Source organism: Acidovorax sp. SUPP2539 (assembly GCF_030158975.1).
GTDB lineage: Bacteria > Pseudomonadota > Gammaproteobacteria > Burkholderiales > Burkholderiaceae_C > Paracidovorax.
This window is the reverse complement of the sequence record NZ_BQXJ01000005.1, coordinates 281,277-307,315: the sequence shown is the minus strand read 5'-3', so window position 1 is coordinate 307,315 and position 26,039 is coordinate 281,277. Positions and strand designations below refer to the sequence as shown.

General features: G+C 66.2%; 22 protein-coding genes. 12 read left to right on the top strand and 10 right to left on the bottom strand.

Features of this window, described 5'->3' with window-relative positions; translation table 11 throughout:
* The first annotated feature begins 97 nt into the window (after positions 1 to 97).
* Genes AVTE2539_RS19130 through AVTE2539_RS19115 form a run of 4 tightly spaced genes read left to right on the top strand, consistent with a single transcriptional unit; the run spans position 98 to position 4,063 of the window.
* A complete protein-coding gene (locus AVTE2539_RS19130) occupies positions 98 to 523 on the top strand; it encodes an acyl-CoA thioesterase (RefSeq protein ID WP_284413039.1) in 426 nt (141 codons plus the stop codon).
* Complete coding sequence (gene prpC, locus AVTE2539_RS19125; RefSeq protein ID WP_284413037.1) at positions 520 to 1,683, top strand: bifunctional 2-methylcitrate synthase/citrate synthase; 1,164 nt, start codon at positions 520 to 522, stop codon at positions 1,681 to 1,683. The genes AVTE2539_RS19130 and prpC overlap by 4 nt, the downstream gene beginning before the upstream one ends.
* Positions 1,684 to 1,740: 57 nt before the next feature.
* Positions 1,741 to 3,192, top strand: a complete 1,452-nt coding sequence (locus AVTE2539_RS19120; RefSeq protein ID WP_284413035.1) for a bifunctional 2-methylcitrate dehydratase/aconitate hydratase — start codon at positions 1,741 to 1,743, stop codon at positions 3,190 to 3,192.
* A 4-nt stretch (positions 3,193 to 3,196) separates the two neighbouring features.
* Positions 3,197 to 4,063 (top strand): isocitrate lyase/PEP mutase family protein, encoded by an 867-nt coding sequence (locus tag AVTE2539_RS19115; RefSeq protein ID WP_284413033.1) that lies wholly within the window; start codon positions 3,197 to 3,199, stop codon positions 4,061 to 4,063.
* 70 nt (positions 4,064 to 4,133) lie between these two features.
* Here AVTE2539_RS19115 and AVTE2539_RS19110 read toward each other — a convergent pair whose 3' ends face one another.
* Positions 4,134 to 4,859 carry a hypothetical protein gene (locus tag AVTE2539_RS19110; protein WP_284413030.1) on the bottom strand — a complete coding sequence of 242 codons (726 nt, stop codon included), beginning with the start codon at positions 4,857 to 4,859 and terminating at the stop codon, positions 4,134 to 4,136.
* Positions 4,860 to 4,992: 133 nt separating this feature from the next.
* Entirely contained in the window at positions 4,993 to 5,424 is a 432-nt protein-coding gene (locus AVTE2539_RS19105) for an ABA4-like family protein (protein WP_284413028.1), read from the bottom strand.
* A gap of 120 nt (positions 5,425 to 5,544) precedes the next feature.
* On the opposite strand from AVTE2539_RS19105, the gene AVTE2539_RS19100 reads away from it, so the two are divergent.
* Positions 5,545 to 6,228, top strand: coding sequence for a TetR/AcrR family transcriptional regulator (locus AVTE2539_RS19100; protein WP_272569151.1), 684 nt, complete (start codon positions 5,545 to 5,547; stop codon positions 6,226 to 6,228).
* A 45-nt stretch (positions 6,229 to 6,273) separates the two neighbouring features.
* On the opposite strand, the gene AVTE2539_RS19095 is transcribed toward AVTE2539_RS19100, so the two are convergent.
* Positions 6,274 to 7,395 carry a sensor histidine kinase gene (locus tag AVTE2539_RS19095; RefSeq protein WP_284413026.1) on the bottom strand — a complete coding sequence of 374 codons (1,122 nt, stop codon included), beginning with the start codon at positions 7,393 to 7,395 and terminating at the stop codon, positions 6,274 to 6,276.
* Between the two features lie 509 nt (positions 7,396 to 7,904).
* On the opposite strand from AVTE2539_RS19095, the gene AVTE2539_RS19090 reads away from it, so the two are divergent.
* The 3 genes from AVTE2539_RS19090 to AVTE2539_RS19080 all read left to right on the top strand — a co-directional run bounded on the left by AVTE2539_RS19090 (position 7,905) and on the right by AVTE2539_RS19080 (position 10,240).
* The gene (locus AVTE2539_RS19090) at positions 7,905 to 8,768 is read left to right on the top strand and encodes a DUF2167 domain-containing protein (protein ID WP_284413024.1); all 864 of its coding nucleotides are present in this window, start codon (positions 7,905 to 7,907) and stop codon (positions 8,766 to 8,768) included.
* Between the two features lie 45 nt (positions 8,769 to 8,813).
* Positions 8,814 to 9,581: a hypothetical protein gene (locus tag AVTE2539_RS19085; RefSeq protein ID WP_284413022.1), complete on the top strand. Its 768-nt coding sequence runs from the start codon at positions 8,814 to 8,816 to the stop codon at positions 9,579 to 9,581.
* A gap of 197 nt (positions 9,582 to 9,778) precedes the next feature.
* A complete protein-coding gene (locus tag AVTE2539_RS19080; protein ID WP_284413020.1) occupies positions 9,779 to 10,240 on the top strand; it encodes a 2OG-Fe(II) oxygenase in 462 nt (153 codons plus the stop codon).
* Positions 10,241 to 10,274: 34 nt separating this feature from the next.
* Here the strand turns inward: AVTE2539_RS19080 and AVTE2539_RS19075 are convergent, their stop codons facing one another.
* Positions 10,275 to 11,225 (bottom strand): NAD-dependent epimerase/dehydratase family protein, encoded by a 951-nt coding sequence (locus AVTE2539_RS19075; RefSeq protein WP_284413018.1) that lies wholly within the window; start codon positions 11,223 to 11,225, stop codon positions 10,275 to 10,277.
* A gap of 122 nt (positions 11,226 to 11,347) precedes the next feature.
* Here AVTE2539_RS19075 and AVTE2539_RS19070 point away from each other — a divergent pair, with 122 nt between their 5' ends.
* A complete protein-coding gene (locus AVTE2539_RS19070) occupies positions 11,348 to 12,244 on the top strand; it encodes a LysR family transcriptional regulator (RefSeq protein WP_284413016.1) in 897 nt (298 codons plus the stop codon).
* Positions 12,245 to 12,308: 64 nt separating this feature from the next.
* On the opposite strand, the gene AVTE2539_RS19065 is transcribed toward AVTE2539_RS19070, so the two are convergent.
* From AVTE2539_RS19065 to aceE, 6 genes are all read right to left on the bottom strand, one after another.
* Positions 12,309 to 13,259, bottom strand: coding sequence for a class I SAM-dependent methyltransferase (locus AVTE2539_RS19065; RefSeq protein WP_284413014.1), 951 nt, complete (start codon positions 13,257 to 13,259; stop codon positions 12,309 to 12,311).
* 124 nt (positions 13,260 to 13,383) lie between these two features.
* Positions 13,384 to 13,974 carry a hypothetical protein gene (locus tag AVTE2539_RS19060; RefSeq protein WP_284413012.1) on the bottom strand — a complete coding sequence of 197 codons (591 nt, stop codon included), beginning with the start codon at positions 13,972 to 13,974 and terminating at the stop codon, positions 13,384 to 13,386.
* Between the two features lie 204 nt (positions 13,975 to 14,178).
* A complete protein-coding gene (locus AVTE2539_RS19055) occupies positions 14,179 to 15,144 on the bottom strand; it encodes a tripartite tricarboxylate transporter substrate binding protein (protein WP_284413009.1) in 966 nt (321 codons plus the stop codon).
* 207 nt (positions 15,145 to 15,351) lie between these two features.
* On the bottom strand, positions 15,352 to 17,223 hold the full coding sequence (gene lpdA, locus AVTE2539_RS19050; RefSeq protein ID WP_284413007.1) for a dihydrolipoyl dehydrogenase: 1,872 nt from the start codon (positions 17,221 to 17,223) through the stop codon (positions 15,352 to 15,354).
* A gap of 13 nt (positions 17,224 to 17,236) precedes the next feature.
* Positions 17,237 to 18,925, bottom strand: a complete 1,689-nt coding sequence (gene aceF / locus AVTE2539_RS19045) for a dihydrolipoyllysine-residue acetyltransferase (protein ID WP_284413004.1) — start codon at positions 18,923 to 18,925, stop codon at positions 17,237 to 17,239.
* Between the two features lie 103 nt (positions 18,926 to 19,028).
* Positions 19,029 to 21,752 (bottom strand): pyruvate dehydrogenase (acetyl-transferring), homodimeric type, encoded by a 2,724-nt coding sequence (gene aceE / locus AVTE2539_RS19040; RefSeq protein ID WP_272569141.1) that lies wholly within the window; start codon positions 21,750 to 21,752, stop codon positions 19,029 to 19,031.
* 164 nt (positions 21,753 to 21,916) lie between these two features.
* On the opposite strand from aceE, the gene AVTE2539_RS19035 reads away from it, so the two are divergent.
* The 3 genes from AVTE2539_RS19035 to folD all read left to right on the top strand — a co-directional run bounded on the left by AVTE2539_RS19035 (position 21,917) and on the right by folD (position 26,032).
* Positions 21,917 to 24,475 carry a PAS domain-containing sensor histidine kinase gene (locus AVTE2539_RS19035; RefSeq protein ID WP_272569140.1) on the top strand — a complete coding sequence of 853 codons (2,559 nt, stop codon included), beginning with the start codon at positions 21,917 to 21,919 and terminating at the stop codon, positions 24,473 to 24,475.
* The gene (locus AVTE2539_RS19030; protein ID WP_092739228.1) at positions 24,472 to 25,098 is read left to right on the top strand and encodes a response regulator transcription factor; all 627 of its coding nucleotides are present in this window, start codon (positions 24,472 to 24,474) and stop codon (positions 25,096 to 25,098) included. The genes AVTE2539_RS19035 and AVTE2539_RS19030 overlap by 4 nt, the downstream gene beginning before the upstream one ends.
* Before the next feature lie 82 nt (positions 25,099 to 25,180).
* Entirely contained in the window at positions 25,181 to 26,032 is an 852-nt protein-coding gene (gene folD / locus AVTE2539_RS19025; RefSeq protein ID WP_272569139.1) for a bifunctional methylenetetrahydrofolate dehydrogenase/methenyltetrahydrofolate cyclohydrolase FolD, read from the top strand.
* The last annotated feature ends 7 nt before the right edge of the window (positions 26,033 to 26,039 follow it).

Here is a 26,039-nt window from a genome sequence, read left to right as displayed (position 1 = left end):
AAAATTCGCAGAATTTACAAACCGGCTGTTTTTCATTCGCAAAGCTTCGCCCTTTCAGTGCTTTATCAATGCCTTCATTGTGCGTAGATTGCGAAGCATGACAACCCCCAGCGGCCCCCTCTTCGCGTTCCAGGACATCGTCTTTCCCAGCCAGGCGAACCACCACGGCACGTTGTTCGCAGGCCATGCCCTGCAATCCATGGCCAAAGCGGCTTTCCTCGTGGGACGCAGCGTGGCCCAGCGGGATGTGGTGATGGCCAGCGTGACCGGCATCGACTTCGTGTCGCCCGTGCCGGTGGGCCATGTGCTCACGCTGCAGGCCCGCGTGAGCCGGGTCGGCCGCAGTTCGATGACCGTCTGCGTGACTGGTCTGGCGCAGGCCCTGGATGGGCCGCAGCAGGAGGTGCTTCGGGGCGTGTTCGAAATGGTGGCGGTGGACGCCGCCGGGCGCCCCGCATCCATCCCCCGCTCCGATGCCGCCCTGCCCAACGATCCCCTCCCCTTTGCAAAGGAAATCGCATGACCCTCGCGACCCCCACCGCGTCCCCGAGCGCCCGCGTCAAGAAATCCGTGGCGCTGTCCGGCGTCACGGCCGGCAACACGGCGCTGTGCTCCGTCGGGCGCACCGGCAACGACCTGCACTACCGCGGCTACGACATCCTCGACATCGCCGAGGTCTGCGAGTTCGAGGAAATCGCCCACCTGCTGGTGCACGGCAAGCTGCCGACCACCGCGGAACTGCGCGCCTACAAGGCCCGGCTCCGGGCGATGCGCGGGGTGCCGGCCAGCGTCAAGTCGGCGCTGGAGCAGATCCCCGCGCATGCCCACCCGATGGACGTGATGCGCACCGGCGTGTCGGCGCTCGGCTGCACCTTGCCCGAAAAGGACGAGCACCCCACGCCCGGTGCGCGCGACATCGCCGACCGGCTGCTGGCATCGCTCGGCTCGATGCTGCTGTACTGGTACCACTGGTCCACCCAGGGCCGGCGCATCGACGTCGAAACCGATGACGACTCCATCGGCGCGCACTTCCTGCACCTGCTGCATGGCCGCAAGCCGCCGGCGAGCTGGGAGCGCGCCATGCACACCTCGCTCAACCTGTATGCCGAGCACGAGTTCAATGCCTCCACCTTCACCGCGCGCGTCATCGCCGGCACCGGCAGCGACCTGTATTCGTCGATCTCGGGCGCCATCGGCGCGCTGCGCGGCCCCAAACACGGCGGCGCCAACGAGGTGGCCTTCGAGATCCAGAAGCGCTACGACAACCCCGACGAGGCCGAGGCCGACATCCGCCGCCGCGTCGAGGCCAAGGAGGTGGTGATCGGTTTCGGGCACCCGGTCTACACCGTGAGCGATCCGCGCAATGCGGTCATCAAGGGCGTGGCCAAAACCCTGTCGCAGGAGGCGGGATCGACCCGCATGTTCGACATCGCCGAACGGCTGGAGGCGGTGATGCGCGAGGCCAAGAACATGTTCCCCAACCTGGACTGGTTCAGCGCCGTGAGCTACCACATGATGGGCGTGCCCACGGCCATGTTCACGCCCCTGTTCGTCATCGCCCGCACCAGCGGCTGGGCCGCGCACGTGATCGAGCAGCGCATCGACAACAAGATCATCCGGCCCAGCGCGAACTACACGGGGCCCGAAGACCAGGCCTTCGTCGCCCTGGCGGACCGCACCTGAAGCCGCATCGGCGCATTCCATTCTTCTTTGTTCAACACCACTCGACACCCCTGCCCCATGTCCGCGCCCATCAGCAACATCCGCCCCGAATACGACCAGGTCATCGTCGATATCGTCGACTACGCGCTCCGCTACGAGGTGACCTCGGAACTCGCGCTCACCACCGCCCGCCACATCCTCATCGACACCCTGGGCTGCGGGTTGGAGGCGCTGGAATACCCCGCGGCGCGCAAGCTCATCGGTCCCATCGTCAAGGGCACATCGGTACCCCACGGCGCCAAGGTGCCGGGCACCCCGTTCCAGCTCGACCCGGTTCAGGCCGCGTTCAACATCGGTGCGCTGATCCGCTGGCTCGACTTCAACGACACCTGGCTGGCCGCCGAATGGGGCCATCCGTCAGACAACCTGGGCGGCATCCTGGCCGTGGCCGACTGGCTCAGCCGCAACGCCGTGGCGGCGGGCAAGCCACCGCTGGTGATGCGCGACGTACTCACCGCCATCGTCAAGGCCCACGAGATCCAGGGCGTGATCGCGCTGGAAAACGCTTTCAACCAGGTAGGGCTCGACCATGTGCTGCTGGTCAAGGTGGCATCGACCGCGGTCGTCTCCCAGTTGCTGGGCCTGTCGCGCGACGAGACGCTGGCCGCCGTGTCGCTGGCCTGGGTCGATGGACAAAGCCTGCGCACCTACCGCCACGCGCCCAACGCAGGCAGCCGAAAGAGCTGGGCGGCGGGTGACGCCACCAGCCGTGCCGTGCGCCTGGCGCTGATCGCGCAGACCGGGGAGATGGGCTGCCCCTCGGCACTGACCGCGAAAACCTGGGGCTTCTACGACGTGTCCTTCAAGGGCCAGCCGCTCCGCTTCCAGCGCCCCTACGGCAGTTATGTGGCGGAGAACGTGCTGTTCAAGATCAGCTTTCCGGCCGAGTTCCACAGCCAGACTGCGGTCGAGGCCGCCATGGCTTTGCACCAGCAATTGCGGGACGCAGGCAAGACCGTGGACGACGTGCAGCGCATCACCATCCGCACGCACGCGGCCTGCATCCGCATCATCGACAAGCAGGGCCCGCTGAACAACGAGGCGGACCGCGACCACTGCATCCAGTACATGGTGGCGGTGCCGCTGATTTTCGGCCGGCTCACCGCAGCCGACTACGAAGCCGGCGTGGCGGCCGATCCGCGCATCGACGCGCTGCGCGCCAAGATCCATTGCGTGGAAGACCCCCGCTACACCGCCGACTACCACGACCCGGAAAAGCGCAGCATCGCCAATGCGCTGACCGTGGTGTTCAACGACGGCAGCGCCCTGCCCGAAGTGGCGGTCGAATACCCCATCGGCCACCGGCGCCGGCGCGCCGAAGGCATTCCACTGCTGGAGGCCAAGTTCCGCCGCAACCTCGCGCGCATCTTCCCCCCGAAGCAGCAGGACGCGATCCTGGCGGTCTCGCTCGATGCGCAGACGCTGGAGGCGCTGCCGGTGCACGAATACATCGACCTCTACGTGATCTGACACCATGGCCCACAACCCACGCAAACACCTGCGCGCACTGGTGGAGGCCCGCCGCGGCGTGCTGGTGCCCGGCGCCTTCAATGCACTGTCGGCCCGGGTCGTCGAAGACCTGGGCTTCGAAGCGCTCTACGTCACCGGTGCCGGTGTGACCAACATGTGGTTCGGCCTGCCGGACCAGGGCTTCATGGGCCTGCACGAGATCGCCGACCACACGGCGCGCATCCGCGACGCGGTCGCCCTGCCCCTGATCGTCGATGCCGACACGGGCTTTGGGAACGCACTCAACGTGCGACACACCGTGCGCGTGCTGGAACGGGCCGGCGCCGATTGCATCCAGCTCGAAGACCAGGTCGCGCCCAAGCGCTGCGGGCACTTTGCCGGCAAGGAAGTGATCGCCTGCGAAGAGGCGGTCGGCAAGATCAAGGCGGCGGTGGATGCGCGCACCGATCCCGATCTGCTCATCATGGCGCGCACCGACGCGGCCGCGACGCTGGGCCTGGAGGCAGCCATCGAGCGTGCCGAGCGCTTCGCGCAAGCCGGGGCCGATCTTCTGTTCGTCGAGGCCGTCACCACGGCCGAGGACATTCGCGCGCTGCCCGGGCGCCTGGCCACGCCCCAGCTCATGAACATGGTGATCGGCGGGCGCACGCCCATCGTCGGGGCCGAGGAACTGGGCCAGTTGGGCTACGGCATCGTGCTGTATGCCAACGCGGCGCTGCAGGGCGCGGTGGCCGGCATGCAGAAGGCGCTCACCGTGCTGCGCGAGACGAAGCGCCTCGGCGAAGACCCGGCCTTGGTGGCCCCCTTTGCAGAGCGCCAGCGCCTGGTGGGCAAGCCGGCGTGGGACGCCCTGGAGCAGCGCTATGTCTGATGCGGCCGGGTAGCCGACTCCCCCTCGCCCGCGCCATGGGTGCACGGTCCTTCGAAGCCGATGGTGCGCGCTATCCGATGAACGCAAGAAACGCATGGCCCTGCAAAGCCTGCAGGAACACCGCCAGGACGACAGCGCCGTAGATCGCAGCCACGCCAACGACGCCGCGCTGGCCCAGCCGCATTAGCGGGCCCAGCATCAGCACCGCGAGCGGGACAGCGTGCATGGCGTGGGTGGCGAAGAAATGCGGCACGCGCAAGTCGCCGGCATGTCGCAGCCAGCCCATCCATGCCATCGCCTCGTTGGTGCCAGGCACTGCACCGACACGGTGGCTTCCCATCACCGCCATGGTCCCGGCGGTGATCAGCGTGAGCCCGAAAGTCAACAGCAGTCCGGCAACCAGCGCGTGGCGCATGCTCGCGGACAGCGGCCGGGTGCCGGGATGGCGTGCAAGGCCCCATGCAATGGGCAGCACCATGGCCAGGAGCACCAGGGAACCCGCACCCATTGCGCTGTAAAGCGCCGCGTCGAAGGCCGTGGCGATGTTGAAGTGCGAGCCCACGCCCCGCGCCGACTGCAGGGTGATGATGGCCTGCTCCATGGCGATGGCCAACAGGCCGGCAAAGATCGCCACCCGGAACACCCGCCGCTGTCGCCAAGCCGGGTCGATGAAGGCGGCAAAGCAGCCCAGACTCATGAGGTAGAGGGCAAAGCCGATCGCAAACTTGATCGGCTTCGTCCACAGCGTAAGCCCGTGCCATTCCCGGTCGTCCAGCAGACCGGCCAGCACCAGCACGGGCAGACCGGCCACTAGCGCGCCACCGAGCCGGACCATTGGGCAATCCCACTGCGCGAGCGACGACCGCCAGGGTTGCCGCAGAGACGGGGTGAATTCAGTAGCGACAGCCATAGTGCTTGTATCGGACACGTCAGCCTGCCTCGGTCTGGCGCCGTGGCGAGGTGCTGCGCACGATCAAGTACAGGAGAAAGCCGGCCGGGCCGAACAGAAAGGTGGCCGCCAGGCAGGGCAGGACAAGCCAGAACCTGACCGATCGCCGGCGTGCATCCCGCACTTCCCACGCACCGATGGCCAGATCGAAGGCGAGGTAATGCAACCAACCCGCAAGCAGCACCGGCCTTGAAGCGAAAAGGCGCGCTACGTCATCGAGTGAAGAAAAGCCGCCCTGCGCCGCGGCGAAATGCGCCAGCATGAGCGCTGTATAGAGCATGGCAAGCAACGAGGGAATCACCCAGGCCGCCAGGCGGTTGGACCATCGGGGCATGACCGGGCTGGCCACCAGGACCATCCAGCCCAGCAGAGCCAGCCCGGAGGAGATTGAAAAAATGGAGTCCAGTGTCATGGCAGGCTTCGGATGGATTCGGTTAAAGGCATGAATCTAGGCACTGTAAACATTAATTTTTACAGCGTCTAGATAAACTCGGGGTTTTTTCATGCCTGACGTTTTTTGGACAAGCAAGACATGCCCACCAGCAAGACACCCGCAGTTGTCACGGCGAAGCGACGCACCCGGCCCGCCCCGGCCCCACTGCCAGCGCCGCGCGGCTATCACCACGGCGATCTGCGTGCCGCATTGCTCGATGCGGCCGCGGCCGAACTCGACGACAAGGGCATCGCGGGCTTTTCGCTGCGCGGCACGGCACGGCGCGCGGGAGTCAGCCACGCGGCGCCCGCGCACCACTTCCCGAACACTGAAGCCCTGCTGTCCGCATTGGCGCATCGGGGCTTTGACCAGTTGTCGGAGGCGATGGAGCGCGAAATGGCGCAAGGCAAACCTGGTCCCCAAGCGCGATTGGCATCCTCTGGAAGGGCCTACGTCATGTTTGCGCGGGCCCATCCACAGCTTTTCAGGCTGATGTTCTTCGGCCAGCGCCTTCCCCAGGAGCCGACGGAATGCGCACCCCAAGGCCCTGCCAACCCGCTGGCGCTGCTGCGGTCGTGCATCGAGGCTGCCCTGGGGCCCGCCGCCTCGCCTGTCGAGGCGGCCACGGCGGTGGCTTCCAGTTGGGGCCTTGTCCACGGCCTTTCCTACCTGTTGATCGAAGGAACTGCAGGCTTCCTGCAGGCCTTTGCCGAAGAGGAGCGGCAGGCAATCATCGACCGCGCCATCGACCAACTGGCGTTGGCCATTGGGCCCACCTCATAGCACCAAAGCGCGCGCTACTGCGACCGGGTAGCGCGCGCAGGGGCCTCAGGCCGCCTTCGAAGATTTGGGCAACACCATCTTGAACCGGATGACGCCGTCCGCCGTCGAGGCGGTCACCTCGCCCTGGTGCGCCTTGGCAATCTCCCGCACGATGAACAAGCCCAGGCCCAGGTTCCCCGACGAAGCCCCTGAAGGGCTGGCGTTGCGTCGCAAGGGGTCGAACAAGGTATCGAGCACTTCCGGGGGAATCGGATCGGACAGGTTCTCCGTGGTGATCTCCACCGCTGCCGCTTGCCCTACGACGATCACGGCGACTTCGCTGTCCTCCGGACTGTGCTGGGCTGCGTTCGATACCAAGTTGGAGACCGCCTGCCGCACACGCGACGGGTCGAAGTCGCCCCGGGCATCGCCCGTGATCTGCCAGCGGATCCGGCGCTTGGGAAAAGCCTGCTGCAGCATCTCTAATTCTTCCTGGCAGGCCGCGCCCAAGTCGACCGCCTGGCGATGCAGCGGCGTGCCCACGCCCAGCGTGGCCTTGTTGTATTCCAGCAGTGAGTCGAGCAGCACATTCAGGTAGCGGCCATTGCGCAGCAATGCGCCGACCAGGTATGTCGCCTGCTCAGGGTTCTGGCTCCCGACCCGCTCCAGCAATTGCGCGGTCAGCAGCATGGCGTTCAGGGGGCCACGCAGGTCGTGGCCCAGCACGCCGAGAAAGATATGCCGCCACTTGGCGACCTCGGCCGCATGGAACGCCACCGACTCCGCGACCGCCTGGTCGATGGCTTCGTTGAAGCGCACCGTGTCGTCCATCGCGAAGGCGGTCGGCTGGCCGGATTCCATCCACAGGCGCAACACGCAGGAGCGAATCACGCGGTACTCCGCCACCAGCTGCTCTATGTCCAGTCCGATGCGGGCCCGCAGCGTGCCATGGGACTGCGCGGCGGACTCCTCGGCAGGGGGCGCGGCATGCCCCAGGGATTTGTCGATGGACTGCTCCCGGCTTTGCGGCTGCTCCAGGTCCAGTGCGATGGCGTCCAGCACCAGCGGAAGGTGATTGCGCAAGACGCTTGCAGCCGAGCCCTGCAGCGCGGGGATGCGGGTCGCGTAGGCAAATGACTCGGCGAGGATTTCTTCCCGAGCGTGGCGAATGAACTGCGCAAGGCGCATGGCAATACTCCTATCGGCCTTAACGATAAGTAACGTGGTGGTTACCGAGACAAGATGAAGCCCGAGCGCGGGGTGGTGTCGATGGGCACCGTGACTGCGCAGGCCTATTCTGCGAACCGCCGATGATTTGAAATCCCGTTCGGTCCGCGCAGGCCAGCTTACGATGGCCGGCGGGGGCTGCCGCAGGCGCCCGGCGGCCATTTCGATGTAGTCATTCTTGACCTCGTGCCGAACGAAATGCCCCCTCTGCCGCTGGCCTGCTCGAGTGGCGTTGCAGCAGTGGCGCAGCGCAGCACTAGGGCATTCCGGATTTCGACAACGCCCTGACGCAACCCTTCGATGCCGACCGGATCATGGCCATCTTCCTGCCCTGTCCGGGGCGGTTGGGTGGTGTGGCGCACCGGGTACATTTGCCGTGGCGCCGGGCGAGAGAGGTGTCTGCTCCAGCCACTGGCTGGGCGGAAGGCCTGTGCGCACACTCCAAAAACCAATTCATAACAGGGTAAGAAATGATCAAGTCGTTGGCTACGGCCATCTTGGGCATCAGCATGTCCATGGCCCTTTGGGCCCAGGCGCCGGAATCGCAGCAGCGCCAGGAAAAACTCGCGGAGCAAGTCAAGGCACTGCACTGGATCGACCAGGGCCAGGGCGAAATCGGCAGCAACGCCACCGTCAAAATCCCGAAGGGATACGCCTTTTTGGACGACAAGGACACGGCCAAACTGCTGCAACTGTATGGAAACCCGCCCACGCCGAACCACTACCTGATCGCCCCGCGTTCGCTGGACTGGTTCGCGGTGTTCTCGTTCGACGACACCGGCTACATCAAGGATGATGAGAAGATCAACGCCCCCGAACTGCTGTCGTCCATCAAGGCCGCGGATGCAGAGGGCAACCAGCAGCGCAAGAAGCTGGGGATGGAGGCCCTGTACACCGAGGGCTGGCAGGTCGAGCCGCATTACGACGCGCAGAGCAAGCGCCTGGAATGGGGCCTGCGCCTGCGCGATGAAAGCGGCCACCAGGCGATCAACTACACCTCGCGCATCCTGGGCCGCACTGGCGTGATGAGCGCCATCCTGGTGTCCGATCCCGAAAACCTCGCGAAGGACACCGAGCAGTTCAAGCAGGTGCTTACGGGTTTCAACTACAACAGCGGCCAGACCTACGCCGAATTCAAGAACGGCGACAAGCTCGCCAAGATCGGCCTGGGTGCGCTGGTGCTGGGCGGCGCGGCTGCCGTGGCGTCCAAGAAGGGCCTGTGGACGGTCATCGGCGGTTTCATCGCCGCGTTCTGGAAGTTCCTGCTCGTCGGCGTGGCTGCGGTCTTCGGTGCCATCGGCAAGCTGTTCGGCCGCGGCAAGAAGGAAGCCTGAGCACCGCGCCCGCTACGGCCCCTCTCCCCCAACCTCTGACACCCCGTGTTCACGCTGCTGAGCCCCGAAGCGCAGGTGATGCTCGCCATCTGCGCCTTCTATGGGTATGACGCCTGCGTGCCGCTGACTGCAGATGCCGGCCTGCTGCGCCGGGGCCGGCGGGGTTGGCACGGGCTGCTGGCGACGCAGGGTTTTGAGGTCCGCTGGGCCTACCTGGCCTGGCCTGCCTTGCTGCTGCCGCACCAGCCCGTCTACACGCTGCGGTGGGACGCGGAGCGTGTCCAACTGCCAGGCGATGCGCGGGCGATCCAGGGCCTGCGCCAACACGCCACGGGTTTCGCCGGCTTCGCGTGGCCGCTGTATGGCCTCGGAGCCACCCTGTTCGTGCTGCTGCCTGCGGTGTTGTTCCTCTGGCCGAGCGAGGCCGCGCAACTGGGCTGCCTCGCGCTGATCTACGGGTTCGCGCTCTGGATCGCGCTGCTGGCCCTGCGGCAGGGGCGGCGCGGCCATACGCCACAGCACACCGCGCGCTCGGTGGCGGTACAGGCCATCCTGTGCCCGCCGTTTGCCCTCAACGCCGTGCGCAAGCTGTCGGCAGCCTACCCACCCCATTGCGATTGGCTTCAGGCAGCCCATGCTCTGCTGGAGCCGGGTGTGTGGCGCGACCTGGCGGAGCGCGCGCAGGCCGTCGTCGAAGCGGGCATGGACCAGGCGCAGGCCGAGGACAACTCCCAGACGCTTCAGCGGCTCAGCGCCGCCCGTGGCAGGCTGCAAGCCAGCAGCGGGGCCAGTGCGGATGGGCATGTGCCGTAGCCCCCAAAGCCAGCATCTCCACACACTGTGAGACCATCGAAACACGCAGCCTGCGCGCTGGCCTTGGGCTGCGCTTCGGACGTTTTTTTGGCGGAGATCGAACCATGCATCGGGTGACACTGAGTCCTCGCGTTTTCACCATCCCCCAGTTTTTGACGCCCGCCGAGTGCGGTCAACTCATCCAACTGGCTGAAGACATGGGTTTCATCGCGGCGGAGGTACGCACCCACGGTGGGCCCCGACCTCTGCCCCAGGTGCGAAACAACCAGCGCACGATGGTGGAAAGCCCGGACTGGGTGGCGCTGCTGTGGCAGAGGCTGTCGCAGGTGGAACTGCCGGAGATCGAGGGTACCCATGCGGCGGGCCTGCCCAAGGACCTGCGCTTCTACAAATACGCGCCCGGCCAGCGGTTCAAGATGCACAAGGACGGCCCATGGCATGAAGGCGGCCTGACCAGCGCGCTCACGTTCCTCGTGTACCTGAACGAAGGCTTCGAGGGAGGCGCCACCGACTTCAAGACCTTCCAGGTACAACCCAGGCAAGGCACGGCCCTCGTGTTCATCCACGACACCTGGCACGAAGGCGGCACGCTGGTGGAAGGCACCAAGTACGTGCTGCGGTCGGATGTGCTGTACGCCAAGGGCCCGGCCATCGTCTGAACCACCTGGATGCCCTGCATGAAAGATGCGGGCATCAGCCCCCGCGCCCTGCCGCAGCCGCCAGCGTTTGCCGGATGCCCTGCGCATAAGGCGTCTTGTGGATCGGCCCCAGAAGTTGCTGCAGGGCCGAGTCGTCCATGAGCACCGGGTCGGTGAGCAGGTAGTGCATCTCCACCATCTCGCGCATGAACGGGTTGAACAGGCCGATCAGGCGCAGCATGGTCTTGCCCACCACCCTGCGCTTGAGCGCCCTGCCGGTCTGGCGCTCCATTTCGGACACCATTTCACGCTGCGTGGTCACGCCGGCTCCGCCCAGGTTCCAGATCTTGCCGAATGCAGCGGGGGTGTTCGCCAGCTGGACGACCACCGGGCCCACATCCGGCACGTAGACGAACTCGTGCGGGCGGTCGATGGGCCCCACCATGTCGGCGGTGCCGCCCTGCACGGCAGCCTGTGCGGCCCCATGCAGCAGGCTGGCCTGCACGCCGGGGCCATAAAAATCCGGCAGGCGCAGCACCGTCGCGCGGATGCGCCCCTCGGCATGGGCTTGCATCACCAGGTCTTCCTGCGACTTGCGCATCCGGCCCTTGAACGTGTGCGGCGCCCGGGGGTGGTCTTCGCGCACCGGCTGTGTCCGCGGGCGGCCATACGGATACACCGTGCCGATGAGAACGATGTTCCGGACACCGGCCGCGATGGCGCCCGCCAGCGTTTTGCGCATCACGTCCGGGTGCAGCTCAAACTGCCAGTAGTTCACACCCACCATGTAGACCAGCGTCTCCACGCCCGACGCGGCCGCTTGCACCGAAGCCGGGTCGTCGGGGTTCCAGGTCACGATGTCGGCCAGCGGATCGGCGCCGAAAGCCTGGCTCAGGCTGGCGCGGCTCCGGCCGACGACGCGATAGGGCTGGCCTTGGGCGCGAAGCGCAGCGGCGATGCTCTGTCCAATGGCGCCTGCGGCGCCGAAGAGTGCGATGGGGGGCATGGTGGTGTCCTGCTGAATCGTGGACCGCCGGTGCTTCAGCGGTGCGAGCCTGCAGTTTGCGAGCGGAGTGGGTAAAAGAAAATTGCCTAAAATCGCATCCCCACTATTCATTAATGCATACCATGGCCGATCCTGAACCGAGTTGGGAGTGGTACCGGACCTTCCTGCAGGTGCTGGAAACCGGTTCGCTGTCAGCGGCCGCCCGGGCGATGGGCTTGACGCAGCCCACCGTTGGCCGCCATGTCGACAGCCTGGAAAACGCCCTGGCATTGAAGCTGTTCACGCGCTCGTTCGATGGCTTCAAACCCACCGAAGCCGCGTTGGAGCTGCAACCCTATGCGGCCGGCCTGGCGTCCACCGCGGCGGCGCTGCGCCGCGTGGCCAGCAGCCAGGGATCCGGCGTGCGCGGCACGGTGCGCCTCACGGCCAGCGAGATCGTCGGGGTCGAGGTGCTGCCCCCGATCCTGTCGGCCTTGCGCAGCGCGCACCCGCAGCTGACCATCGAGCTGGTGCTGTCGAATGCGGCGGACGACCTTCTGCACCGGGAAGCCGACATTGCCGTGCGCATGTTCCAGCCCACGCAGGAGGCCCTGGTGGCCAGGCGTGTCGGTGCCGTGCGACTGGGGCTGTATGCGCACAAGCGCTACCTGGCGGCCCACGGCGTGCCGAAGTCGATGGACGACCTGGCCAGCCACGCGATGATCGGGTTCGACCACGAGACACTCTTTCTGCGCAGGATGCAGGCGCAATTCCCGGTGTTCGCTCGCCCCGGGCTCGCGTTTCGGGCAGACAGCGATCTGGCGCAACTGGCAGCGATCCGGGCAGGCTTCGGCATCGGCGCTTGCCAGGTCGGGTTGGCGGCCCGGGACAAGTCGCTGGTGCGCGTGCTGCAGCCGGTGTTTTCGCCCGCGCTGGACACCTGGATCGCCATGCATGAGGACCTGCGCGAGAGCCCGCGCTGCGCTGCCACCTTCGCCGCGTTGGCGGCGGGCCTCACGCGCTACATCCAGATCGGTTGACGCGGCCCACGCACGAAGCGCGCTGCGGGCCTCCCGCGCAGAGGCATGGGCCCTCTACCGGGCTTCAATCCGGCGCCTTGTAGACCAGCACCTTCAGGGCCCGCTCCGCCTGCACGTCCGCGAACACCGCGGGGTTGGCCAACCGCTCCACCAACGCCAAGTCGGGCGCCAGCGCCTGCATCTGCCCTTTCAGGAAATCCAAGCCCAGCTCCGGCGCATTCAGGCACAGCAGCGCGTGCCCGCCCGGCGCCAGCAGGTCCGGCAGCCGCCGCATGAGCCGCGCGTAGTCCTTGGTGGCGACGAAGCTGCCCTTCTGGTAGCTGGGCGGGTCCACGATCACCAGCCCGTAGGGGCCGCCGCGCGTGATCTTGCCCCAGGTGCTAAAGATGTCATGTGCCAGAAATCCTGCGCCCGTAGTCAGTCCATTGAGCTGGTGGTTCTGCTGTCCGATGGCGATGGCGCCGTGGCTCATGTCCACGTTCACTACCTGCCGGGCGCCTGCCTGCAGTGCCACCACCGAAAACGCACAGGTGTAGGCGAACAGGTTCAGCACCTTGGCACCGCGCGGCTCGCGGGCCTGGTGCGCTGCGACGTATTGCCGAACCCAGCGCCGGCCTTCCGCCATGTCAAGGAACAGGCCGTGGTTCTGCCCCTTGAGCACATGCACGCGAAAGCGCGCGCCCTGCTCCGTGACCACATGCGGGTCCGGCACGGCGCCCGCCATCAGGCGGGTTTCTGCGCGGCCATGCACGCGCAGTTGCTCGTGGCGGCACTGGAACACCCAGTTCAGCGGCTCGCCCGGCGCGATCTGCGCCCACCGGCTTTGCAATGCGGCGCCGATGGTGGCGAGATCTTCTTCGGCCGCGGGCAGAAAACTGGTGAGCACGAAGACCGGCGGGTAGGCATCCAGCGACCAATGTTCGCAGCCGGGAAACCGGCCGCCGCGTCCGTGGAAGATGCGCTGGGCGTCCGTGGGGAAGGCCATCGTGGCGATGGCGTCGAGCAAGGGTTGCATGGTGCGATTGTGGCAAAAAAGCCGCCCCGAACGCCCGCCAGCGCTTGTTCTTTCAGCTTAATTAGCTATTAATTCAATAGCAAATCGGCGCCATGCCACTCTGTTGGCGCCGGGGTGGCTTCATTCAATCACCCGACTCGGGCCGGGGCCCGTTGAGCACGGCTTGGGTCCACGCAGGATCGGTCGGACGGATCCAGCCATCCTCCTCTGTCTGGGAATGCGGATTTTCAATAATCTTTTCATCCCGCTCCCACTTTTGCATTTTTTCCATGAATTTTTCGGGGTATGCGGTGGCCTGGCAAGCGACATTCACCCAGGGATCGCACACCGCGAGATGTTCGGGCCACTGCTCCATCCGGGCGGGCAGTCCGGGCGGGTCCGGAAGGTCGCCGATCACGGCGAAACCGTGTGCGTCGGTGCGCGCAACACACGCCGCCATCCCTCTCTCGGCCGCGATGTATTTCGCTGCACTGGCCAACTCGCCACAGTTGTGTCCACGGCCCTCCCACAAGGCTCGCTTCAGAGTGAAGACATTCCTCGGCGCACGAATGGCATCGATCTCGTCGGCGGCCGCCTGCATGCGGGCATTTTCCAGCGCGTCGCTTTTTCTCAAGCTGGTCTTGTTGGAGGATTTGAAATTGTCTTTTTTATAGATTTCTTCTTTGATTCTGCGAAGCGCATATTGGGCTGTCGACAGATTGGAGTCGATATTCATTGATGAATTCGGCCGGAGTTTTTTTGATTATGGATTGACGAATATTCGACCCCGTTTGTCATGCGAAGTAGAGGGGGGTCGAACGAACCCCCAGGCGTCGATGCTGCCGCATCCCGCATCAAAAGGCGCGCCCATGAAAAAGCCGCGCAGTCCTCCCGGATCCTGCGCGGCTGCGCTACCTGGCAGACGCCTGGGGCGGTCGGATCAGTCCACCGACGCGCCGGATTGCTTCACGGCCTTGCCCCACTCCACGATTTCGCGGGCGACGAACTGGTCCATGGCCTCGGGCGTGCTGGGCGACGGCTCGGAGCCTCGGTCACGGATGAACTTCTGCATCTCGGCGCTGGAGAGAATGTCCACCACCTCGTGGTTCAAGCGGTCTACGATGGCACGCGGCGTGCCCTTGGGTGCCATCAGGCCCAGCCAGCCAACGGCTTCGAAGCCCTTGAACTCCGGCAGGCCGGTCTCGGCAATCGCCGGCACGTTCGGCAACTGGCTGGAGCGCGTGGCAGAGGTGACACCCAGCGCAACGGCCTTGCCCGCCTGGATGTTGGCCAGGCCCGCCGTCACCGAATCCACCATCAAGGGCACCTGCCCGCCGATGAAATCGGCCTGCGCCGGCCCGCTGCCCTTGTAGGGAATGTGTTCGATCTCGAGCCTGGCACGCGCCTTGACCATTTCCCCGCTCAGGTGCTGCGTGCCGCCGATGCCCGCGCTGGCATAGCTCAGCTTGCCCGGCTCGGCCCGGGCCTTGTCCACCAGGTCCTGCATGGTCTTGATGCCGGACTGGGGGTGCGCCAGGAACACCAGCGGCACCTTGGCGACGAGGCTGATGCCCTGCAGGTCTTTGCGCGGATCGAAGTTGACCTTGCGGTACAGCGTCTGGTTCACCGCCATCGCGCTTCCGGCCATCACCAGCGTGTAGCCGTCCGCCTTGGCGCGCACCACCTGCTCGGTGCCGATGTTGCTGCCCGCGCCGGCCTTGTTGTCCACGACCAGCGGCTGCCCCAGGCGGGTGCCCAGCTTTTCTGCCAGCGCCCGGGCGAAGATGTCGGTGGCCTGGCCGGGCGGAAAGGGAACGACCAGGGTGATGGGCTTTTCGGGCCAGGCCGCCATGGCGGCACTGGACAGCGCCAGCAGAACGGCCGGCGCGCAGAATTTCAATCGCATGGGGAAAGGTCTCCTGTGGTGGATTCGAGTCCATCGCAGCGCGTGACGGCAAGTGCATTGTTGCGCCGGGCCCGAACTTCGACCCATGATAGGCCGCCGCTGGCGACCCCTCGGCGCCTACGCCCCGGCCAATCGCGACCTTCCGGCCCATGAAAAAAGGCAGCCGAAGCTGCCTTGCAGAATGCGGGCGCCGCAGTGGCGCCGGACTCACTTCTTTTGCGGCGGCACGTCTGTGCAGCTACCGTGCGCGATCTCCGCCGCCATGCCGATGCTCTCGCCCAGTGTGGGGTGCGGGTGGATCGTCTTGCCGATGTCCACCGCGTCGGCGCCCATCTCGATCGCCAGGGCGATCTCGCCGATCATGTCGCCGGCATGCGTGCCGACCATGCCGCCGCCCAGGATGCGGCCGTGGCCATGGGCCTCGGGCGAATCGTCGAACAGCAGCTTGGTGACGCCTTCGTCGCGGCCGTTGGCGATGGCGCGGCCGGAGGCGTTCCAGGGGAACAGGCCCTTCTTGACCTTGATGCCCTGCGCCTTGGCCTGGTCTTCGGTCAGGCCCACCCAGGCCACTTCGGGGTCGGTGTAGGCCACGCTCGGGATCACGCGGGCGTTGAAGGCGGCGGCGGCCAGTTCCTTGTTGCCCTGCAGTTCGCCGGCGATGACTTCCGCCGCCACATGCGCCTCGTGCACGGCCTTGTGCGCCAGCATGGGCTGGCCCACGATGTCGCCGATGGCGAAGATGTGCGGCACGTTGGTGCGCATCTGGATGTCCACGTCGATGAAGCCGCGGTCGGTGACGGCCACGCCGGCCTTGTCGGCACCGATCTTCTTGCCGTTGGGCGTGCGGCCCACGGCCTGCAGCACCAGGTCGTACACCTGGGGTTCCGGCGCGGTGCCGCCCTCTTGCGCCGCAGCGAACGTCACCTTGATGCCCTCGGGCGTGGCTTCGGCGCCCACCGTCTTGGTGTTGAGCATGATGTTGTCGAAGCGCTTGGCGTTCATCTTCTGCCAGATCTTGACGAGGTCGCGGTCAGCGCCCTGCATCAGTCCGTCCATCATTTCGACCACATCCAGGCGCGCGCCGAGCGTGCTGTACACCGTGCCCATTTCCAGGCCGATGATGCCGCCGCCCAGGATGAGCATGCGCTTCGGAACCGACTTGAGTTCCAGCGCGCCGGTGGAGTCCACCACGCGCGGGTCCTTGGGCATGAACGGCAGGTGCACGGCCTGCGAGCCGGCGGCGATGACGGCGTTCTTGAAGGCGATGACCTTCTTGCTGCCCGTCTTTTCCTGGCCCGTGGCGCCCGTGGTCTCTTCCACTTCGAGGTGGTTCGCGCCCACGAATTGGCCCACGCCACGCACGGTGGTCACCTTGCGCATCTTGGCCATGGCTGCGAGACCGCCCGTCAGCTTGCCGATGACCTTTTCCTTGTGGCCGCGCAGCGTGTCGATGTCCACCTTGGGCGCACCGAAATCGATGCCCGCCGCCTTCAGGTGGCTGACCTCGTCGATCACTGCCGCCACGTGCAGCAGCGCCTTCGACGGGATGCAGCCCACGTTGAGGCAGACGCCGCCCAGGGTGGCGTAGCGCTCGACCACGATCACCTTGAGGCCCAGGTCGGCCGCACGGAACGCGGCGCTGTAGCCGCCGGGGCCACCGCCCAGCACGAGCACGTCGCAATCCAGGTCGACCGTGCCGCCGTAGCTGGCCGCCGGAGCGGTTGCTACGCTTTTTGTAGCAGTATGCCCTAGTGTTGATTGCGCTGGAGCCTGTTTTGGCTCGGAAGCTGCCGCAGGCGCTGCTGCAGGTGCAGGCGCCGCGGCCGGCGCGCTGGCGGCGTCGGACGCCTCCAGCGTGAGCAGCACGGAGCCTTCCGCGACCTTGTCGCCGATCTTGACCTTGAGCTCCTTCACCACGCCGGCATGGCTCGACGGGATTTCCATCGATGCCTTGTCGGACTCCACGGTGACGAGGCTCTGCTCGGCCTGGATGGTGTCGCCGGGTTTCACCAGCACTTCGATCACGCCCACTTCGGCGAAGTCGCCGATGTCGGGCACCTTGATGTCAATCACTGCCATAGGGGATGCTCCTTTACAGCAGGATGCGGCGGTAGTCCGCCAGCACTTGGCCGAGGTAGGCGTTGAAGCGCGCGGCGCTGGCGCCGTCGATCACGCGGTGGTCGTACGACAGCGACAGCGGCAGCACCAGGCGCGGCACGAAGGCCTTGCCGTCCCACACCGGCTTCATCTGGCCCTTGGAGAGGCCGAGGATGGCCACTTCGGGTGCGTTGATGATGGGCGTGAAGTGCGTGCCGCCGATGCCGCCCAGCGAGCTGATCGACATGCAGCCGCCCTGCATGTCAGCCGCGCCGAGCTTGCCGTCGCGGGCCTTCTTGGCCAGTTCGCCCATTTCCTGGCTGATCTGGAGGATGCCCTTCTTGTCGGCATCTTTCAGCACCGGCACCACGAGGCCGTTGGGCGTGTCCGCCGCGAAGCCGACGTGGTAGTACTGCTTGTAGACGAGCGTGTCGCCGTCCAGGCTGGTGTTGAACTCAGGGAATTTCTTGAGCGCGGCCACCACGGCCTTGATGACGAAGGCGAGCATGGTCACCTTGACGCCGGACTTTTCGTTCTCCTTGTTGGTGGAGACGCGGAAGGCTTCCAGCTCGGTGATGTCGGCCTCGTCGTTGTTGGTGACGTGGGGAATCATCACCCAGTTGCGGTGCAGGTTGGCGCCGCTGATCTTCTTGATGCGCGACAGGTCCTTGCGCTCCACCGTGCCGAACTTGGCGAAGTCCACCTTCGGCCAGGGCAGCAGGTCCAGCCCGGCACCGGAGCCGCCACCACCGGCCGGGGCCTTGGCGGCCTGGGCCTTGGTCTGGGTGGCGCCGCTCATCACCTGCTTGGTGAAGGCCTGCACGTCATCCTGCGTGATGCGTCCCTTGGGGCCGGAACCCTTGAGCTCTTCGAGCGGCACGCCGAGTTCGCGGGCGAACTTGCGCACCGAGGGGCTGGCGTGCGGCAAGCCGACGGGCGCGGCGCCCGGGGCGTGCGGCGCGGGCGCTGCAGCCGGCTTGGCGCTGGCCTGGGGCACAGCCTCTTCGGCGGCCGATGCTTTCGGCTCGGCCTGCGGTGCGGGGGCCGCCGCCGCCGCGGGGGCTGCACCTGCGGCGCCTTCCATGATCGCCACGAGATCGCCCACGTTGAGCTTGTCGCCGATCTTGACCTTGAGTTCCTTGATCACGCCGGCCGCGGGCGACGGGATTTCCATCGAGGCCTTGTCGGATTCGACGGTGAACAGCGACTGCTCGGCCTTGACCGTGTCGCCCACCTTGACGAGCAGTTCGATGACGGCCACGTCCTTGAAATCGCCGATGTCGGGCACGTGCACTTCCACCGGGCCCGACGCTGCGGGAGCGGGAGCGGGTGCCGGGGCGGCGGCAGGCGCCGCAGCCGGGGCGGGCGCGGGTGCGGCCGATCGGGCTGCGCCCTGCCCGGCCTCGGCCTGCGCTGGGGCCGGCTTGGACTCGGCAGCGGCCCCATCGGCGGCTTCGACCACCACGATGACCGAGCCCTGCTTGACCTTGTCGCCCACGGCGACCTTCAGCTCTTTCACCACGCCGGCGTGGCTCGACGGGATTTCCATCGAGGCCTTGTCCGATTCCACCGTGATGAGTGATTGCTCGGCCTTGACCGTGTCGCCGGGCTTGACCAGCAACTCGATCACGCCCACTTCGTCGAAATCCCCGATGTCCGGGACCTGGATATCTACCAATGCCATGTTTATGCCTCCTGCCGAGCCGCCTCAAAGGAGGCATGTGCCCCCTTGGGGGGCAGCGAATGAATATGAGCGTGGGGGTTCACCGTGCGTCTCCGATCGGTGTTCAAGCGTAGAGCGGGTTGATCTTGTCGGTGTTGATGCCGTATTTCTGGATCGCCTCGGCCACCTTGGCCGCCGGCACCACGCCGTCGTCCGCCAGGCCCTTGAGCGCCGCCACGACGATGTAGTGGCGGTTGATCTCGAAGTGCTCGCGCAGCTTGCGGCGGAAGTCGCTGCGCCCGAACCCGTCGGTGCCCAGCACCTTGTAGGCGCGGCCCTTGGGGATGAAGGGGCGGATCTGCTCGGCGTAGGCCTTCATGTAGTCGGTGGAGGCGATGACCGGGCCGGTGGTCTTGGACAGCTGCTCCTCCACGAACGGCACGCGCGGCGTTTCGGTGGGGTGCAGCAGGTTCCAGCGGTCGGCGTCCTGGCCGTCGCGGGTCAGCTCGTTGAAGCTCGGGCAGCTCCACACGGAAGCGGCCACGCCCCAGTCCTTCTCCAGCAGTTCCTGCGCGAAGAACGATTCCCGCAGGATGGTGCCGCTGCCCAGCAGCTGCACGGTGGGGGCGTCCTTCTTGAGGGCCGGAGCCTGCTTGCACAGGTACATGCCCTTGATGATCTGCTCTTCGGTGCCGGGCTGCAGGCCGGGCATCGAGTAGTTTTCATTCAGCAGCGTGAGGTAGTAGAAAACGTTTTCCTGGCGCTCTACCATGCGCTTCATGCCGTCGTGCATGATCACCGCGACTTCGTGGGCGAACGTCGGGTCGTAGCTCACGCAGTTGGGGATGGTGCCGGCCAGGATGTGGCTGTGGCCGTCTTCATGCTGCAGGCCTTCGCCGTTCAGCGTGGTCCGGCCCGAGGTGCCGCCCAGCAGGAAGCCGCGCGCCTGCATGTCGCCCGCCGCCCAGGCCAGGTCGCCGATGCGCTGGAAGCCGAACATCGAGTAGTACACGTAGAACGGCACCATGATGCGGTTGTTGGTGCTGTACGAGGTGGCGGCCGCGATCCAGCTGCTCATGCCGCCGGCTTCGTTGATGCCTTCCTGCAGGATCTGGCCGGCCTTGTCTTCCTTGTAGTACATGACCTGGTCCTTGTCGACCGGGGTGTACTGCTGACCGTGCGGGTTGTAGATGCCGATCTGGCGGAACAGGCCTTCCATGCCGAACGTGCGGGCCTCGTCCACCAGGATGGGCACCACGCGCGGGCCCAGGGCCTGGTCGCGCAGCAGCTGCGTGAGAAAGCGCACGTAGGCTTGCGTGGTGGAGATTTCGCGGCCTTCGGGCGTGGGCTCGAGGATGGCCTTGAACGTTTCCAGCGCGGGCACGGTGAAGCTCTCGTCGGCCTTCACGCGGCGCTTGGGCAGGTAGCCGCCGAGGGCCTTGCGGCGCTCGTGCAGGTACTTCATTTCGGGGGTGTCGTCGGCCGGCTTGTAGAACGGCAGGTCGGCGATCTGGCTGTCCGGAATCGGGATGTTGAAGCGGTCGCGGAAGGCCTTGATGTCCTCGTCGCCGAGCTTCTTGGTCTGGTGGACGGTGTTCTTGCCCTCGCCGATCTTGCCCATGCCGAAGCCCTTGACGGTCTTGACCAGCAGCACGGTGGGCTGGCCCTTGTGCTCGTTGGCGGCGTGGAAGGCGGCATAGACCTTCTGCGAATCGTGGCCGCCGCGGCGCAGATTCCAGATCTCGTCGTCGCTCATGTGCTCGACCATCTTCAGCGTGCGCGGATCGCGGCCGAAGAAGTGCTTGCGCACGTAGGCGCCGTCATTGGCCTTGAACGACTGGTAGTCCCCGTCGTTGCACTCCATCATGATCTTGCGCAGTGCGCCGTCCTTGTCGCGCGCCAGCAGGTCGTCCCAGCCCTTGCCCCACAGCAGCTTGATGACGTTCCAGCCGGAGCCGCGGAACTCGCTCTCCAGCTCCTGGATGATCTTGCCGTTGCCGCGCACCGGGCCGTCCAGGCGCTGCAGGTTGCAGTTGATGACGAAGATCAGGTTGTCGAGGTTCTCGCGCGCGGCCAGGCCGATAGCGCCCAGCGATTCGACCTCGTCCATCTCGCCGTCGCCGCAGAACACCCAGACCTTGCGGTTCTCGGTGTTGGCGATGCCGCGGGCATGCAGGTACTTGAGAAAGCGCGCCTGGTAGATCGCCATCAGCGGGCCCAGGCCCATCGACACCGTGGGGAACTGCCAGAACTCGGGCATCAGCTTGGGGTGCGGGTAGCTGGACAGGCCCTTGCCGTCCACTTCCTGGCGGAAGTTGAGCAGTTGCTCTTCGGACAGGCGGCCTTCCAGGTAAGCGCGGGCGTAGATGCCGGGCGACACGTGGCCCTGGATGTACAACAGGTCGCCGCCGTGGTTTTCGCTCTCGGCGTGCCAGAAGTGGTTGAAGCCGGCGCCGAACATGTTGGCCAGCGAGGCGAACGAGCCGATGTGGCCGCCCAGGTCGCCGCCTTCGGGCGGATGGTGGCGATTGGCCTTGACGACCATGGCCATGGCGTTCCAGCGCATGTAGGCGCGCAGGCGGCCTTCGATTTCGAGGTTGCCGGGGCAACGGGCTTCCTGGTTCGACTCCAGGGTGTTCACGTAGCCGGTATTGGCGGAGAAAGGCAGGTCGATGCTGCTTTGGCGGGCATGTTCGAGCAGTTGCTCGATCAGGAAGTGGGCGCGCTCTGCACCTTCCTTGTCGATGACGGCGCTCAGCGCATCCATCCACTCACGGGTTTCCTGCTGATCGGTGTCGGGGGTGGACGACGCCGGGTTTCCGGCCTGGGGGTCGGTCTGAGCTGACATGCCTGTCTCCTTTATGGGTGCTGGCGTTGGAAATTTCGGGCGAGTGTCTCATATTTTTTTGGTATTTCAAATTGTGCTTTTCATTTTCATAATGCAAAATATTGCTGCAAGTGCACATTTTTCATCCCGGAAGAAGGCCTCCAGTGCTCCCCTACACTCCGCCCATGGAACGTCCGCCTTCTCCGCCCCCGGCCACCGGGCCCGCTGTGGTCGCCCCGGTGCGCTGGTGGCGCACCTGGTGGCGCAGCCTCTCCCCCACCCGCCAGGACCGCTTCGCGGCCCTCGCGCCACTGGCCGCCGTGCTGATGTTCCTGGCGGCCATCGTGGCGGCGTTCTGGTATTTGCGCATGGAAGAAGGCGAGCGCGAGCAGGAAGCCCTCAAGCGCGACGTGGAATACGCGCAGCAGCGCGTGCGGCTGCGCCTGCTGGAGCGGCAGGAGCAGATCATGCGCATCGCGCGCGACCTCTCCAACCAGGACCTGGAGCGCGCCGACTTCGTGGCGCGTGCCGAGGGCCTCATCAGCCAGTACCCTGAACTGCAGGCCATCAGCTGGATCGACGACCGCCGGCGCATCCGCGCCAGCCATGCGGCGCCCACCGTCACCAGCGGCCAGTTGCGCGTGGCGGGCGAGGTGCTCAAGAACGGCGACACCGCCGACACCTTCAGCCTCGCCCGGGACCTGCAGCAGCCCGTGTACGCCCAGCCCAACGGCACCGAAGGCGAAACCGCCCCGCTGCTGCAGCTGCAGGTGCCGCTGGCCGCGCAGGGCAAGTTCACCGGCGTGGTGCTGGCGGAATACTCCATCGACAGCCTGCTGCGCTACGGCACGCCGACCGAGGTGCTGGCGCGCTACGCCGTCACCATGCTGGACGGGCACGACCAGGTGCTGGCGGGCAGCGCGCTCACGCCGCGCAGCGCCTCCGGGCTGCTGCCGTGGACCGCGCGCGCCAACGAATACGAGGTGCCAGTCTCGCCCGTGGGCAACGGCCTCGTGCTGCGCGCGCAGGCCTACCGCACCTCGCTCGGCGTGGTGGGCAGCGGGCTCTTCTGGCTGGTGGGCACGCTGAGCGCCATGACGGCCTGGCTGCTGATCGCCACCTGGCGCCACACGCGCCGGCGCATGCAGGCCCAGCAGGCGCTGGTGGCCGAAACCAACTTCCGCCGGGCGATGGAAAACTCCATCCTCACCGGCATGCGTGCCCTGGACATGCAAGGGCGCATCACCTACGTGAACGCCGCGTTCTGCCAGATGACGGGCTGGAACGAGGCCGATCTGGTCGGCCAGTCGCCGCCCTACACCTACTGGCCCGAGAGCGACCACGAAGCGCTGCACGCCAAGCTGCGCGACGAGCTGAGCGGCAAGGTCACGCTGGGCGGGTTCCAGGTGCGGGTCAAGCGCAAGAGCGGCACGCTGTTCGACGCGCGCCTGTATGTCTCGCCCCTGATCGACGCCCATGGCCACCAGACCGGCTGGATGACGTCGATGACCGACATCACCGAGCCCAACCGCGTGCGCGAGCAGCTGTCCGCATCGCACGAGCGCTTCACCATCGTGCTGGAGTCGCTCGATGCCTCGGTATCGGTCGCGCCGTTGGGCAGCGAGGAGCTGCTGTTCGCCAACAAGCTGTACCGCCAGTGGTTCGGCTCGCAGACGGGCGGGCACCTGCAACTGGTTGCACAGGCGGGCGTGCTGCCCTCCACCACCGCCAGCGCGCGCGGCATGGACGACGAGGACGGCCTGATGGGCCTGCCCACCGACCCGCTCACCAGCGCCCGCTCCGAAAACGCCGAGATCTACCTGCCGGACCTGGGCAAGTGGCTCGAAGTGCGATCGCGCTACCTGAACTGGGTGGACGGGCGCCTGGCCCAGATGGTGATCGCCACCGACATCACGCCGCGCCGCCAGGCCGAGGAACAGGCCGCGCGGCAGGCCGAGCGCGCCCAGTCGGTCAGCCGGCTCATCACCATGGGCGAGATGGCCTCCAGCGTGGCGCACGAACTGAACCAGCCTCTCACCGCCATCAGCAACTACTGCAGCGGCATGGTCTCGCGCATCGAGAGCGGGCAGATCACCGAAGAGGCGCTGCTGTCCGCGCTGCAAAAGACCGCCCACCAGGCGCAGCGGGCGGGGCAGATCATCCAGCGCATCCGTGCCTTCGTGAAGCGCAGCGAGCCCAACCGCGCCCTGGCGGACGTCCACACCATGGTCAGCGAGGCGGTCGAGCTGGCCGACATCGAACTGCGCCGGCACAACGTGCGCCTGACCCACTACGTGGCGGCGCGGCTGCCCCAGGTGATGGCCGACACCATCCTGATCGAGCAGGTGCTGGTCAACCTGATGAAGAACGGCGCCGAGTCCATCGAGCACGCCCAGCGCCCGCCGCCCCGGCGCAGCGTGGAGCTGCGTGTCGTTCCCCGCCAGCTCGAAGGCCGCGAGGTGATCGAGTTCACGGTGCAGGACACCGGCAAGGGCCTGGCCCCCGAAGTGCTGGAGCATCTGTTCGAGGCCTTCTTCTCCACCAAGCAGGAAGGCATGGGCATGGGCCTGAACCTGTGCCGCAGCATCGTCGAGTCCCACCAGGGGAGGATGCAGGCGGAGAACCTCTACAATGGCCCGGAGGTCACCGGCTGCCGGTTCTCCTTCTGGCTTCCGCTGGCGCAGCCTGCGGATGCCACTACGAATTCTGTAGCAAACGCATCACATCCAAGGACCCCTGCATGAGCTTGATTCCGAAAAAAGGCACCGTCTACGTCGTGGATGACGACGAAGCCGTCCGCGACTCCCTGCAGTGGTTGCTGGAAGGCAAGGACTATCGGGTGCGCTGCTTTGATTCGGCGGAATCCTTCCTCTCGCGCTACGACCCCCGCGAAGTCGCCTGCCTCATCGTGGACATCCGCATGGGCGGCATGACCGGCCTGGAACTGCAGGACCGGCTCCTCGAACGCAAGTCCCCCCTGCCCGTCGTCTTCATCACCGGCCACGGCGACGTGCCCATGGCCGTGAACACCATGAAGAAAGGCGCGCTCGATTTCATCCAGAAGCCGTTCAACGAGGAAGAGCTCGTGGGCCTGGTGGACCGCATGCTCGACCGGGCGCGCGAATCGTTCGCCGGCCACCAGCAGGCCGCCAGCCGCGACGCCCTGCTGTCCAAGCTCACCGGCCGTGAAGCCCAGGTGCTGGAGCGCATCGTCGCCGGCCGCCTGAACAAGCAGATCGCCGACGACCTGGGCATCAGCATCAAGACCGTGGAGGCGCACCGCGCCAACATCATGGAAAAGCTGAACGCCAACACCGTGGCCGACCTGCTCAAGATCGCCCTCGGCCAGAATGCGCCCAAAGGCTGATTGCTCCTGATTTGATAGCTGCCAGCACAATCAAACCGCCGGCAGGCAGCCGTTTTCATTGCCAACCTGAGTTTCTCGACGAATGACAGCCCAACTGATCGACGGCAACGCCCTCTCCCGCCAACTGCGCACCGAAGTGGCCCAGCGCGCCGCTGCCCTGAAAGCGCGCGGCACCGTCCCCGGCCTGGCCGTGGTGCTGGTGGGCGACAACCCTGCCAGCCAGGTCTACGTGCGCAACAAGGTCAAGGCCTGCGAGGACAGCGGGCTGCATTCGGTGCTGGAAAAGTACGATGCCACGATGAGCGAGGCCGAGCTGCTCGCCCGCGTCGAGGCACTGAACAACGACCCGGCCATCCACGGCATCCTGGTGCAGTTGCCGCTGCCCGCGCACATCGACGCGCAGAAGGTCATCGAGGCGATCTCGCCCGCCAAGGACGTGGACGGCTTTCACATCGCCAGCGCCGGCGCGCTCATGACCGGCATGCCCGGTTTCTGGCCCTGCACTCCCTATGGCTGCATGAAGATGCTCGAATCCATCGGCTACTCGCTGCAGGGCAAGCATGCGGTGGTCATCGGCCGCAGCAACATCGTGGGCAAGCCGATGGCGCTCATGCTGCTGCAAAAGAACGCCACCGTGACCGTGTGCCACAGCGCCACGCAAGATTTGAAGGCGCAGACCCTGCAGGCGGACGTGATCGTGGCCGCCGTGGGCAAGCGCAACGTGCTCACGGCCGACATGGTCAAGCCCGGCGCGGTGGTGATCGACGTGGGCATGAACCGCAACGACGAAGGCAAGCTCTGCGGAGACGTGGACTTTGCCGGCGTGAGCGAGGTGGCCGGCTGGATCACGCCCGTGCCCGGCGGCGTCGGCCCCATGACCATCACCATGCTGCTCGTCAACACGCTCGAAGCCGCGGAGCGCGCAGCCGCCTGACCATTTT

Excerpts from the sequence above, each read along its gene's own strand:
- AVTE2539_RS19130 (WP_284413039.1), top strand. The coding sequence starts at position 98 with ATGACAACCCCCAGCGGCCCCCTCTTCGCGTTCCAGGACATCGTCTTT.
- prpC (WP_284413037.1), top strand. The coding sequence starts at position 520 with ATGACCCTCGCGACCCCCACCGCGTCCCCGAGCGCCCGCGTCAAGAAA.
- AVTE2539_RS19120 (WP_284413035.1), top strand. The coding sequence starts at position 1,741 with ATGTCCGCGCCCATCAGCAACATCCGCCCCGAATACGACCAGGTCATC.
- AVTE2539_RS19115 (WP_284413033.1), top strand. The coding sequence starts at position 3,197 with ATGGCCCACAACCCACGCAAACACCTGCGCGCACTGGTGGAGGCCCGC.
- AVTE2539_RS19105 (WP_284413028.1), bottom strand. The coding sequence starts at position 5,424 with ATGACACTGGACTCCATTTTTTCAATCTCCTCCGGGCTGGCTCTGCTG.
- AVTE2539_RS19100 (WP_272569151.1), top strand. The coding sequence starts at position 5,545 with ATGCCCACCAGCAAGACACCCGCAGTTGTCACGGCGAAGCGACGCACC.
- AVTE2539_RS19095 (WP_284413026.1), bottom strand. The coding sequence starts at position 7,395 with ATGCGCCTTGCGCAGTTCATTCGCCACGCTCGGGAAGAAATCCTCGCC.
- AVTE2539_RS19090 (WP_284413024.1), top strand. The coding sequence starts at position 7,905 with ATGATCAAGTCGTTGGCTACGGCCATCTTGGGCATCAGCATGTCCATG.
- AVTE2539_RS19080 (WP_284413020.1), top strand. The coding sequence starts at position 9,779 with ATGGGTTTCATCGCGGCGGAGGTACGCACCCACGGTGGGCCCCGACCT.
- AVTE2539_RS19075 (WP_284413018.1), bottom strand. The coding sequence starts at position 11,225 with ATGCCCCCCATCGCACTCTTCGGCGCCGCAGGCGCCATTGGACAGAGC.
- AVTE2539_RS19070 (WP_284413016.1), top strand. The coding sequence starts at position 11,348 with ATGGCCGATCCTGAACCGAGTTGGGAGTGGTACCGGACCTTCCTGCAG.
- AVTE2539_RS19065 (WP_284413014.1), bottom strand. The coding sequence starts at position 13,259 with ATGCAACCCTTGCTCGACGCCATCGCCACGATGGCCTTCCCCACGGAC.
- AVTE2539_RS19060 (WP_284413012.1), bottom strand. The coding sequence starts at position 13,974 with ATGAATATCGACTCCAATCTGTCGACAGCCCAATATGCGCTTCGCAGA.
- AVTE2539_RS19055 (WP_284413009.1), bottom strand. The coding sequence starts at position 15,144 with ATGCGATTGAAATTCTGCGCGCCGGCCGTTCTGCTGGCGCTGTCCAGT.
- lpdA (WP_284413007.1), bottom strand. The coding sequence starts at position 17,223 with ATGGCAGTGATTGACATCAAGGTGCCCGACATCGGCGACTTCGCCGAA.
- aceF (WP_284413004.1), bottom strand. The coding sequence starts at position 18,925 with ATGGCATTGGTAGATATCCAGGTCCCGGACATCGGGGATTTCGACGAA.
- aceE (WP_272569141.1), bottom strand. The coding sequence starts at position 21,752 with ATGTCAGCTCAGACCGACCCCCAGGCCGGAAACCCGGCGTCGTCCACC.
- AVTE2539_RS19035 (WP_272569140.1), top strand. The coding sequence starts at position 21,917 with ATGGAACGTCCGCCTTCTCCGCCCCCGGCCACCGGGCCCGCTGTGGTC.
- AVTE2539_RS19030 (WP_092739228.1), top strand. The coding sequence starts at position 24,472 with ATGAGCTTGATTCCGAAAAAAGGCACCGTCTACGTCGTGGATGACGAC.
- folD (WP_272569139.1), top strand. The coding sequence starts at position 25,181 with ATGACAGCCCAACTGATCGACGGCAACGCCCTCTCCCGCCAACTGCGC.